Here is a 12306-nt window from a genome sequence, read left to right on the forward strand (position 1 = left end):
CGGCGATGAACGGTATGGCGATGAGGGGTAGTGGTGTCGGGCTTGCGGAGGGGCTCCGTCGCGGAGCGCCGTGCTAGAGAGGTTTTGCACATGCTTCTACGCAGACCGGTGCAGATCGCAGTGAACCTGGCGGTGATCGCCCTCCTGGTGGGGCTCATAGCCGGGGGTGTGGTCATGCTCCTGCCCGTGAAGGGACCGGTGGGCACGGTGCTGGGCAAGATGTCCTCCCAGCGCCACACCCTGGCGGGCATCATCTCCGGGCTGGACCCGGTGGCGGTGGCCCGGGCCATAAACGACAACCCCGCCTTCCTGGCGGGACTCCTCTCCGAGCTCGAGCACCCCGAGAACCAGCGCGCCACCGCCCAGGCGGTAAACGAAAACCCCGACTTCCTCCTGGCCCTGGTCTCCGCCCTGGACCCCGCGGCCCTGGCCCCGGCCATAAACGCCAACGCGGGCCTCATCGCGGACCTCCTGCCCCTGCTGGACCCCGAGGTGCTCGCGGGCACGGTGAACGCGAGCTCCGGCTTCACCGCCGCCCTCATGGGCTACCTGGACCCCCAGGCCATAGCCGCCATCGTGAACCAAAACGGCCCCTTCCTCACCTCCCTGGTCTCCTACCTGGACCCGGGGGTGGTGGCGGGGGCGGCCAACGCCAACTCCGAGCTCACCGCGGCCTTGCTCTCCTTCCTGGACCCCGCGGTCATCGCCTCCGCGGTGAACGCCAACGGGGCCTGGCTCTCGAGCCTGCTCGCCCTCCTAGACCCCGCCCCCACCGCGCAGGCCATAAACCAAAACCCCGCCTTCCTCTCGGGCCTCATACGCAACCTCTCGCCCGCCTCGCTGGCCCGGGCCGTGAACGCCAACTCCGCCTTCCTCACGGGCATCACCCGCTACACCGACCCCGAGGTCATCGTGCGGGCCATAAACGAAAACAAATCCTTCCTCATCGGGGTGGTCAACCGCATGGACCCCCGCGCCTCGGCGCAGATCGCCTCCGACCAGGCCCTGCTCTCGCGCATCCTCTCCCTGCTCTCGCCCGCCCCCATCGCCGGGGCCCTCAACGCCAACGCGGCCTTCGTGAAGCAGGTCATAGAAAGGCTCGACCCCGCGGGGCTCGCGGCCTCCCTCAACGGCACCGGGGACGCGGTGGCCCAGATCGTCTCACTGCTGCGCGACGACTACATCACCTACCTCGCCAACGACGAGGAGTTCCTGAACCAGGTCATACCGAGGATCGACAGCTCCGTGCTCGCGGGCGCCCTCAACGCCAACGCCGCCTTCCTCACCTCCCTGGTGCAGAACCTTCCCGCCTCCCTGGGGCGGGCGGCCGCCGAGGGGCTCAACCTCTCCGGCGCCTTCATCGACCGCATGGTGGGCACCTCCGACCCCGCTTTTTTGGCCGGGGTGCTCGAGGGGGCGGGGCCCTTCATCTCCGCCCTGGTGAAAAGCCTCGACCCCGCCCTGGCCCAGGCGGCGGCCCAGGGGGTAAACGCGAACCCCGCCCTGGTGGAGGCCGCCCTCTCCGCCCTCAACCCGGGCTCCGTCCTCCACATCATGGGGGAGACCACCGGCTTCACCGAGGAGCTCTCCGCCTGCCTCTCGCCCACCGCGGCGGCGGGCATAGCCATGGGCATAAACGCCAACGCCGCCTTCCTCTCCGCCCTCGTCGGGACCCTGGACGCCCACGGGCTCGCCACCCTGCTCACCGTGAACACCGGGGCCGCCCGCGGGCTCTCCGCCCACCTCGACGCGGGCTTCGGCCGCGGGGTGGGAAGGGCCCTCAACGGGGGAGGCACATTTTTGCGCCGCCTCATCTCCTACCTCGACCCCGCGGTGATCGGGGACGCCCTGGACGTAAACCCCGCCCTCACCCGCGACCTGGTGGGAAAGCTCGACGGCGAGCTGGGGCGCGCGGCGGCGGAGGCCATCAACGCAAACCCCGACTTTTTGGTGGGGGTGCTCTCCCGTTTGGACTCCGTCACCGGCAGGGCCATGGCCGAGGGCACCAACGCAAACGCCTCCGGCTTCCTCACCAACCTCCTGCGCTACCTGGACTCCGGGGCCGCCGAGGCCGCGGGCAAGGCCCTGGCCTACGCCGACCCCGACTTCCTATCCGAGCTTTTGGGCAATCTCGAGGCCGACACCGGCCAGAGGATGGCCGAGGCCCAGAACGCCAACCCGAACCTGCTGCGCACCCTCATGGCCAACCTGGCCCCCGCCACCGCCCAGGCCCTGGCCCGGGGGCTCAACCAGAGCGCCTCCCGGAACCCCGGCTTCCTCACCGCCCTGGTCTCCGGCCTGGATTCGGCCACCGGCGAGGCGGTGGGCAGGGGGCTCAACGCCATGGCCGCGGGAGGGGCCTCCTCCGCCCTATATGCCACCCTGGCGGGCACCAAACAGCACACCGTCACCGCCTTGGCCGACGCCCTGGAGGCCAACCGTGCCTTCCTGGACGCCGTCCTCGACAACCTGGATCCCGCCGCCCTGGGCCCGGCCATAAGCGCGGGCATCGACCCCGCCTTCACGGACTTCCTTGTGGACAACCTAGCCGCCACCGACGCGGATATGATGGCGAGGATAACTAACAGCCCCGGGGGTATTGCGCTCACCAATGACCTGATAGCAAACCTTGACGGGGCACGCGTGGCCCAGGCCCTCAACGGGGGGGCGCAGGCTTTCATCGCCGATCTGGTGGGAGGCTTGGACGGGAAGGCAACGGCAAGGATAATGTCGGGAACCGGGCCTGCGGACCTGGGACACGGGCTAGAGATGTCGCTCGACCTGATGGGAACGCCCGGCCTGGATGAGCAAATGGCCGCGGCCATGAACAACAGCTTTTCGGAATCGTATCCCCGACCTCTGCTCAGATATCTCGGGATGAAGACGGACATCGTCTTGAATTTCTTCGGCATGACCAACGAGTGGGGCTGGGCTTACATTAACAGCGCCGGGACGGGAAAGATCTATTGATAGGAATTTAGCGAGGATAACAAGAGAGGTTTACGGAAAGATGTTCCTGCTGAAGAGGCCGCTGCAACTGGTGGTAAATATCGCCGTCGTGGCCCTTCTCGTGGCCTTCCTCGCCCTGGGGGCGGTGATGGTGCTGCCCTCCCGCAGCCCCCTGGGCTCGCTCTTGGGCAAGATGGCCTCCGACGTGGACCTCCTCTCCAACATGCTTGCAAACACCAGGCCGGAGGCTGTGTCCCAGGCCCTGAACGAGAACCCGGAGTTCATCTCCGAGCTGCTCTCCGCCATGGTCGAGGAGGGCACGGTGGAGGTGATCGCCGAGGTGGTGAACAAAAACCCCTCCTTCCTCACCGCCATGATGCCCTACCTGGACCCGGAGGCGGTGGCCTACGTGGTCAATCGCAGCGGGGACCTCATATCCCGCCTCCTGCCCCTCCTGGATCCCGGGGCCATCGCGCAGGCGGTGAACTCAAACGGGGACTTCATCGCCTCCCTGCTTCCCCACCTGGACCCCGCGGCCCTGAGCGCGGGCATAAACGCCAACGGCCCCTTCCTCACAGGGCTCATCTCCTACCTGGACCCCGCGGTGATCGCGGGCATCGTGAACCAAAACGGGCCCTTCCTCACCGCCCTCCTGCCCCTGCTGGATCCCCGGGGCACGGCCCAGGCAGTGAACTCAAACGGGCCCTTCCTCGCCGCCCTGGTCTCCTACCTGGACCCGTATGTGATCGCCCAGGTGGTTAACGCCAACGGGGCCATGATCTCCTCCTCCCTGGACTACATCGACCCCTCGGTGGTGGCGAGGGTGATCAACGCCAACGGGGCCTTCCTGGCCTCGGTGATGGCCTACCTGGACCCCGCGGTGCTCGCGGGCTCCCTCAACGCCAACCTGTATATGGTCACCCGCGTGACCCGCTCAATCTCCCCCTTCTACATCGCCGACATCCTCAACAACACCACCCTGCTCTCCGCCTCTGCTCCCTTCATGCAGCCCTACCCGGTGGCCGCCGCCCTGCAGGGCGCCACCTCCTTCATAAACGGCCTGCTCTCCTACCTGGACCCCGCGGTGGTGGCCGACCTCATCAACTCCTCCATCGACCTGGTAAAACAGGCCGCCGACCACACCGACCCGGGCTTCGTGGCCGACCTCATCGGAAACCAGGCCCTGCTCTCACGCGTCCTGGGGCTCCTGGACGTGGAGGTGCTGGCGCGGGTGGTGAACGCCAACCCCCAGATGACCTCGGACCTTTTGCCCCTGCTCGCCCCCGTGGTGGGCTCGGGCCTGGGGGCGGGCATATCCGCAAACCCCGCCCTCATGACCGAGGCCCTGAAGGCCCTGAACCCCGCGGTGCTGACCCAGGCCCTCAACGCCCATCCCGAGATCGCCGAGGAGCTCTCCCGGCTCATGCCCCCCTCCCTGGGGCCTCACATCGCCCAAGGGCTCTCGGCAAACCCGGAGTTTTTAGGCGAGCTCCTTAAAAACCTCAACCCCGCCCCCGTGGCCTCCGCCCTGGGGGCCCACACCGACTTGGTGAGGAGCCTGCTTTCCGGCATCTCGCCCTCGGTGGCCCGCGCCATGGTGAAGGGCTCCAACCGCAACCCGGACTTCCTCTCCTCGCTCCTCTCGCACCTGGACGCAAGGCCCGTGGCCCAGGCGCTCAACGCCAACCCCTCCTTTCTGCGCACCCTCCTCTCCGACCTGGGAGGGCCCATGGGCACCGCCTCCGCCCAGGGCATGAAGGAGGGCTGGCAGGCGGGAAGGGATTTCCTCTCCGCCCTCATAGGGGCCCTGAACCCCGCGGTGATCGCCCAGGCCGTGAACGCCAACCCCGCCTTCCTGGAGGGCTTTCTGGCCAACGCCAGCTCCCTCACCGCCGAGTACCTGGCCCGGGGCATCAACCAGAACGTGGCCACCCATCCCCTGGGGCAGGATCTGCTCTCGGTGCTTCTGGCCAACCTCTCCGAGGGCGCCGCCGCCGCCCTGGCCCAGGGCATCAACCAGAACGTGGCCGCGAGCCCCGCCGACAACCTGCTGGTGGGCCTGCTCGCCAACACCGACGGCAACGCGGGCATAGCCATAGCCACGGGCTTAAACAACAACCCCGCATTCGTGCGCACCCTGCTCAAAAACATCTCCGCCGCCACCGCGGTGGCCGCCGCCGAGGCCATAAACGTCTCCTGCGCCCGCGCCCAGGCCGACCCCCAGTACCAGTTCCTGCGCAAGCTCCTGGCCAACCTGGACCCCGCCGTGGCCACCGCATCCGCCCAGGGGCTGGACGCCAACCCACAGCTCCAGGGGGTGGTCTCGGGCCTCATCAACTCCCTCTCCGCCTCCGTGGTGGCCCCGGTGATAGCGGCGGGGGTGAACGCCAACGCCGCCTCCCAGACCATGCTCCAGGCGGTGCTGGGCCAGCTCAACCCCACCACCGCCCGCACCATCGCCCTGGCGCTCAACGCCAACCCCCAGATGACTTCCTGGATGCTCCAGGCCCTGGACCCCTCCATGGTGGCCGACCTGCTCTCCGACCACCCCGACGTCATATCCGGACTGCTCTCCAACCTGGACGGGGAGGTGGTGGCCCGGGCCATCAACGCCGAGTACGCCAGGCACCCCGGCTCCTCCTTGATCGAGAGGCTGCTGGGCTCCCCCCACATGAGCGGGGCAAACCTGGCAAATACCCTTGATGCCGTGGGGCTGAACTTCCTGACCGGCCTCATCGCCAACCTGGACGGAACGATGATAGCAAATGCCATAAACGACAACCCGGGAGCGGTAAACCTTCTGGCTGACCTGGTGGCGTACATGAACCCATATTTCGTGCAGGCGCTGGTCAACAACAGCGACACCAACGGGGCTCTCAAGAACCTGTACATGAACGTGACCATCTATAGAGCCAGCAACCCGCTGTTGCAACTGATGCCCCCCGACCTGCAGATCAGAGGCGCGGCGGTATATATACCTCCCAACAAGCCCTCCGGTCCTCCTCCGTGATGAAGGAGAACCGGCATCACCAAGTGCAGTCAACGGTCTTCCTGAGAGCCGTGCAGGTACTGCTTATAAACCGTCTACGGTCTCTGCAGGATGACCTTTAATTTACCTAAGCCCTTTCATCGACGGAACACAGGGATGATGACACGCCGCCGAAGACGGGGTTTGAGGGTGCTGACATGGCGACGCAAGGTGCGCTCACCGTGAGCGTTATGCCGGAAGAGCGCTTTTTCCCGCGGGCGGGGATGCGCGCGCGACATGAGCGCTGGTCGAGTAAGATGGATCATGGAGGGACTGTTTATTTCGATTGCGGCGATAGGCCCGGAAAGAAAGCATTGTTTTATCGGAACGGGAGGTCTCCTTCGTCAACAATATAGCCGCCGTTGGCCTGTGGGCACCCCCACGTCGGATGAGGCGGGGGTGCCCTGCCGGCGAGGGAGAGGATGAGGACAGAGGACCAGGCATGTACAAGGGAACCGTAGCCAGGGGCTTTTTCCCGAACTTGCGGGAGCCAGCCCGTGGCGGCACGGCACCCGCTCTTTGTTTTCTGGTCGGGTTGCTGCTCGTCTCCATGGCCCCGGGCTTTTCCGTTCCGGCGCGGGCGTGGCCCGTCCATGACCGCAGCGGTTGGTCTGACGGGCTCGAAGACGACGCGGGCTTGGCGGTCCTGGACAACGTCTCCTTTTCACCTGAGGAGGTGGCCATCAGGGGGCGGGTCGATCTGCTGGGCAGGGCGGAGGAGGAATGCAGCACTTATACCACCACCCTCCTCGCCGCGGGCGACGGGCTGATATACGGGGCCACCATGGCCAACGACGGGCCTGGAGGAAAGGCCCTTCTCTTCAGGTACGATCCTTCCCGCGCCTGGACCTCGGAGCGTTACGGTCCCGCCGCCAACCCCGCCATCCTCGGGGAGCCCTTCCCCCAGGACGCATACGGGTGGGAGGTGAGCGCCTCGCGGTGGATATGGGACCTGGCGGAAGAGGACGGAAAGATATACGGAGGCTTCTACTACTGGAGCGACCATCACGCCGACGAATGCAGGGCCAGGGGAGGGAGGGTCTTCGTCTACGACCCCGCGCTACCCTGGAGCCCGGGAGAGGGCGTGGGCAGCAACCCGCGCGACCTGGGGCAGGCGGTGGCGGGCGAGGCCGGGGTGATGGGCCTTTGTGTGGGGAACGACGGGTGGATATACGGCGGCACTATTTCCTCAGCCATCTCCTATAAACAGACGCCGCCCGAGGGCAGGGGCGGACATATCTTCCGCCTCGACCCGGCGACGGTCGGCTGGGAGAGCCCGCATTTCGAGGACCTGGGCAAGGTCGCGGTGGACGTATACGAGGTGTGGTCGCTGACCGCTCATCCCTCCCGGGACCTGGTATATGCAGGCACCGCCGAAGGGGCCCGCGTTTACGAGATAGACGCATCCTCCATGCCGATGAGCGCGACCCCGCTGGGTTCGCTGGAGGCGGCGGCCTACGGCTACGTGAGCGAGATGATCACCGCAAGCGACGGCCGCATATACGCCGGCACCTATCCCACCTGCAGGCTGGGGGTATATGACCCCTCGGACGCGGCGCGGGGGCTGGTGGACATGGGCACCGTGCACGAGAGCCAGCGCGAGCTGCCGGGGCTGGCAGAGGGCCCGGACGGCTGCCTCTATCTGGGCACCTACGGCCACGCCAGGATGGGCAACGCGCTGGCCGGAGAGACGGATTACTACGACGGGTGCCTGCTCCGCCTCGACCTCTCGTCGGTGGATATGGCGGCGGCCACCGTGGAACTCGAGAACCTGGGGACGGCGGCGGGGGAGCTGGGAGGAAAGCCGTTCACCCCCGTTTACTGGATAGACGCCCTGTGCGCGGGCAGCGACGGCAGGATCTACGGCGCCGGCAACAACAATTTCATGTTCCGCTTCGACCCCGCTCATCCCTACGACGCGCGGGGAAGCGCCGTGTCCGTGGCGGTCTATCCCTCGGCGGCGGTGCTGAGGCAGGTCATCCCCAGGCCCAACACCGTGAACGCCACCAGGTACATAACCGGCCTGGCGCGGGCATCTGACGGCCGCATATACGGATGCACGGCGGTGGACTGGTGGGGACGTCCGGAACATTCCCTGGAGCAGGGCGGCAGGCTTTTCTGGTACCGGCCCGCGGAGGAGCTGGGGGCCGGGGAATACCGCGACCTCGGGCAGGCCCTGCCCACCGAATACGCTCTCCGGTCCCCGGTGGAGGGACCGGACGGCGCCGTCTATTTCGGCACCCAACCCGGCGGCCGCCTGGCGAGATACAAACCCGACGGCGGGGGGTTCGAGGACCTTGGCACCCCCAGAGAGGGGATAAGCAAGGTCACCGCTCTCTGCAGGCGGGGAGAGCTGATCATCGGCGGCACGGACAAGGGGGCGCACCTCTTCCGCTATCATCCTCATGGCGGGGCGATGCTCTATCTCGGCAGCCCCGTGCCTGGATCCACCAGCATCGACGCCCTCATGGCGGGACGCGAAGGGTTGGTTTACGGCACTATAGGGCCGGTGTTCTTCACCTACGACCCCGAGCGTCCCTGGAGCCCCGGTACGGGGGAGGGGAGCAACCCGCGCAACCGCGTGATCCCGGACTATCCCACCCGCGTCAGCGGACTCGCCCAGGGCAGGGACGGACGCGTGTACCTAGGGGCCTATCCCACGGGGGCGGTTTACGTCTTCGATCCTGCGAGCGGCGAGATCGCCAGGGATCGGGACGGAAACAACAGGGGGATATACGCCCTTGCCGCCGGAAGCGACGGCAAGATATACGGGGGCGCGCAGTGCTCCGATATGTACGCCAAGGACCACGAGCTCCTGGCGCGCTACGAGGACGGCTCCTATGTTTCCATGCCCTGGGTCTGCGGTTGGGAGAACGCGGTTACGGCGTTGGTGTGCGGCTCCAACGGGCGCATCTACGGCGGCACCGGGAACAACGGTTACCTCTTCGAATACGAGCCCGGCTTCGTTTTCGAGTGGGAGAAGGCGGACTACCGGGTAGAGAAGCCCGCGGGGACGGAGGTGGCGGTGGACGTTCTGGACCTCTCCCGCAACCTCCTTTTGGAGGGCGTGGGCCACGAGGAGGACATCTCCGGGTTGTCCCCGGAATACCCCGCAGTGCGGCTAAGGGCCAGGATGAGCAGCGGGGACGACGGCGTGAGGCCGTCTCTCAAGGGATGGTCGCTGTCGTGGGTACCCGGGCGGGGTCCCGCCCCCCGTATAGCCTCTCTCGTGGAGGAGGGAGGCGACGGCGCGGTCTACTGCTGCGAGGAGGTGGAGCTGGTAGGCAGCGGATTCGGAGCGGAGAAGGGGTCAAGCGCGGTGTGGTTCGCGGGCACGCGCGCCGAGGAGGTCATCTCCTGGTCCGACACCTCCATCCGGCTGCGCGTCCCCGCGGGATGCTCCGAGGGCGAGGTGAGGGTGGTGACCATGGCCGGGGAGTCGAACGGAGTGCCCTACACCCTGACCGACGGGCCCCTCCACCATTTCGACCTCTCTCCGGTGGCCTCGCCGCAGCGGGCCGGAGTCCCCTTCACCGTAACCGTCACCGCCCGCGACGCCTGCGGCAACCCCATCCCCTCCTACACGGGTCCCGCCGCCCTCTCATCCACCGCCGGCGCCCTCATCCCTGCGTCCACCGGTACCTTCTCCGGGGGCTCCTGGACGGGACAGGTCACCGTCGTAGGCACCGGGGAAGGGGTGAGGATAAGAGCCGTGGACGGGGCGGCGGCGGGGGAGAGCAATCCCTTCCGCGTGGACCCCGGGCCCCTCCACCATTTCGACCTCTCTCCGGTGGCCTCGCCGCAGCGGGCCGGAGTCCCCTTCACCGTAACCGTCACCGCCCGCGACGCCTGCGGCAACCCCATCCCCTCCTACACGGGTCCCGCCGCCCTCTCATCCACCGCCGGCGCCCTCATCCCTGCGTCCACCGGTACCTTCTCCGGGGGCTCCTGGACGGGACAGGTCACCGTCGTAGGCACCGGGGAAGGGGTGAGGATAAGAGCCGTGGACGGGGCGGCGGCGGGGGAGAGCAATCCCTTCCGCGTGGACCCCGGGCCCGCCCCCGTTCCCTCCACCTCCCTCTTCTTCGCAGAGGGATACACCGGGGAGGGCTTCGAGGAGTGGTTGTGCCTGGCCAACCCCGGGGAGGAGAAGGCCACCGCCAGGGTGGAGCTGCTGGGAGAATCCGGCAGCCTGGGTACCGCGCAGGTGGAGATACCTCCCCGCAGCCGCCGCACCCTGAACATCAACCAGCTCGCGGGAGCGGGCAGGGACGTATCCCTTCTCGTCACCTCCGACCTCCCCGTGGCCGCCGAGCGCCCCATGTATTTCAACTACCGCGGCGTATGGACGGGAGGACACGTGGGCGCGCCCCTCACCCCCTCCACCTCCCTCTTCTTCGCAGAGGGATACACCGGGGAGGGCTTCGAGGAGTGGTTGTGCATGGCCAACCCCGGGGAGGAGAAGGCCACCGCCAGGGTGGAGCTGCTGGGAGAATCCGGCAGCCTGGGTACCGCGCAGGTGGAGATACCTCCCCGCAGCCGCCGCACCCTGAACATCAACCAGCTCGCGGGAGCGGGCAGGGACGTATCCCTTCTCGTCACCTCCGACCTCCCCGTGGCCGCCGAGCGCCCCATGTATTTCAACTACCGCGGCGTATGGACGGGAGGACACGTGGGCGCGCCCGCGATCTTGACCCCCTGAAGAAGCCACTGCCCACAAGCCTGCCTCCGGCAAGGCCCCGGCGCATATGCGCCCGCCACCCTCGGCTAAAGAGCTTACCGCTTTGTATATAATCCACGCGCGCGGAAGCGCCCGGGATAGAAGCCAGGCTCGTGGTTCTTCACCGCCTCAACTTTATTAAAAAGGGCATGATCGGGAGGGCGAGGAAAGGGGTGACTTCATCGGTGTCCGAACGGAAAGATGCTCAATCGTCTCGGTAGGGCGCTTTCCGGATTGAAACAGATCGAGAGACCACATCATCATCCCGACAGGCCGACGAGTTCAACAAGGAGAAAGGGGAGATATCCCAGATGTTCGATCTGGGAACGGAAAAAGCAGAGCAAGGAGGTGTCCAAACGAAGGGTTCGGTTGGAACCGCCACAAGTATCTACCACACCAGGCTTCCGAGCAGGCGAAGACTTGAGAGAATGGCCAAAATGGTGGATCTATCGAAAGAGGCCAGGGTAAGGCTTACCTGGATCGGGCATTACAAGAAGTACGGAAACGCAAGCGTCACCGCAAGAAGATTCGGAATATCAAGGAGTACCTTGTACAAGTGGGTAAAGAGGCATATCGAAAAGGGAGGGATCTTTTCGATCAACGGCTGATTGCCAGGAGTACCTCGTACAAGTGGGCAAAGAGGCATATCGAAAGGGGCCCCATGGGCTTGGAGAGCCTCTCCCGGGCGCCCAAAAGGAAAAGGGCTTCCGCCGCCTTCTGGCATCAGGTGGAGCTCATCGTGGCCATAAGAAAGGAGCATCCCCGCTTAAGCAAGCACAAGATAGCAGTTATCCCGGCGAGGGATCACGGGATAACCCTCTCGATCATGATGCCGTCCTGTTAATGGCCGCTACCGAGGTTATCCCGGCGAGGGATTTGGGGACAACCCTCTCCTCCTCCGCCGCGGGAAGGATCACCAAGGGAATTGTTCAATATGTACCGCAAGGTGAAGGCATGCCATCTAAATTTTGTAGTGAACCCTCTTGCCGGAGAAGTATGTTCAATATGTACCGCAAGGTGAAAGCATACCATCGCCTCTCCTCCTCCACCGTGGGAAGGATCACCAAGGGAATTGTTCAATATGTACCGCAAGGTGAAGGCATGCCATCTAAATTTTGTAGTGAACCCTCTTGCCGGAGAAGTATGTTCAATATGTACCGCAAGGTGAAAGCATACCATCGCCTCTCCTCCTCCACCGTGGGAAGGATCACCAAGGGAATTGTTCAATATGTACCGCAAGGTGAAGGCATGCCATCTAAATTTTGTAGTGAACCCTCTTGCCGGAGAAGTATGTTCAATATGTACCGCAAGGTGAAAGCATACCATCGCCTCTCCTCCTCCACCGTGGGAAGGATCTTGAAGAGAAAGGGACTCTACAACCAGAGGATCTCGCGCAAGAAGGCAAAGGCCGCCAAGCGACGCATACGGCGCTTGTGAGCGGAGAGATGGACGGGTAAAGCCTTTCCCGGCTTCCTCGTCCAGCCAGACACCAAGCACTTGAGGTTCGGGGGGAAGAAGTTCTATCAGTTAACGGCCATAGACTGTTTTTCCCGCATCTCCTTCTGCCGCGTCTACTCCTCTGCCGGTTCTGCCTGTGCCCGGGCCTTCC

At 65.5% G+C, this 12306-nt stretch carries 5 protein-coding genes and 1 CRISPR repeat array; all 5 genes read left to right on the plus strand.

What is annotated here, in order from left to right; translation table 11 throughout:
• Positions 1 to 90 precede the first annotated feature (90 nt).
• The gene (locus H5T74_12305; GenBank protein MBC7231158.1) at positions 91 to 2970 is read left to right on the plus strand and encodes a hypothetical protein; all 2880 of its coding nucleotides are present in this window, start codon (positions 91 to 93) and stop codon (positions 2968 to 2970) included.
• A 40-nt stretch (positions 2971 to 3010) separates the two neighbouring features.
• Complete coding sequence (locus H5T74_12310) at positions 3011 to 5959, plus strand: hypothetical protein (protein ID MBC7231159.1); 2949 nt, start codon at positions 3011 to 3013, stop codon at positions 5957 to 5959.
• 655 nt (positions 5960 to 6614) lie between these two features.
• The gene (locus H5T74_12315) at positions 6615 to 10679 is read left to right on the plus strand and encodes a hypothetical protein (protein MBC7231160.1); all 4065 of its coding nucleotides are present in this window, start codon (positions 6615 to 6617) and stop codon (positions 10677 to 10679) included.
• Between the two features lie 329 nt (positions 10680 to 11008).
• The gene (locus H5T74_12320) at positions 11009 to 11305 is read left to right on the plus strand and encodes a helix-turn-helix domain-containing protein (protein MBC7231161.1); all 297 of its coding nucleotides are present in this window, start codon (positions 11009 to 11011) and stop codon (positions 11303 to 11305) included.
• 53 nt (positions 11306 to 11358) lie between these two features.
• The gene (locus H5T74_12325) at positions 11359 to 11541 is read left to right on the plus strand and encodes a helix-turn-helix domain-containing protein (protein MBC7231162.1); all 183 of its coding nucleotides are present in this window, start codon (positions 11359 to 11361) and stop codon (positions 11539 to 11541) included.
• 82 nt (positions 11542 to 11623) lie between these two features.
• A CRISPR array of direct repeats spans positions 11624 to 12013; the repeat unit is 25 nt; unit sequence TGTTCAATATGTACCGCAAGGTGAA.
• Positions 12014 to 12306: the final 293 nt, after the last annotated feature.

It is taken from the genome of Actinomycetota bacterium (assembly GCA_014360645.1).
Lineage (GTDB): Bacteria > Actinomycetota > Geothermincolia > Geothermincolales > RBG-13-55-18 > Solincola_B.

Bases quoted from the DNA above. Each gene is read 5' to 3' on its own strand.
- H5T74_12310 (MBC7231159.1), top strand. From the start codon at position 3,011: ATGTTCCTGCTGAAGAGGCCGCTGCAACTGGTGGTAAATATCGCCGTC.
- H5T74_12320 (MBC7231161.1), top strand. From the start codon at position 11,009: ATGTTCGATCTGGGAACGGAAAAAGCAGAGCAAGGAGGTGTCCAAACG.
- H5T74_12305 (MBC7231158.1), top strand. From the start codon at position 91: ATGCTTCTACGCAGACCGGTGCAGATCGCAGTGAACCTGGCGGTGATC.
- H5T74_12325 (MBC7231162.1), top strand. From the start codon at position 11,359: ATGGGCTTGGAGAGCCTCTCCCGGGCGCCCAAAAGGAAAAGGGCTTCC.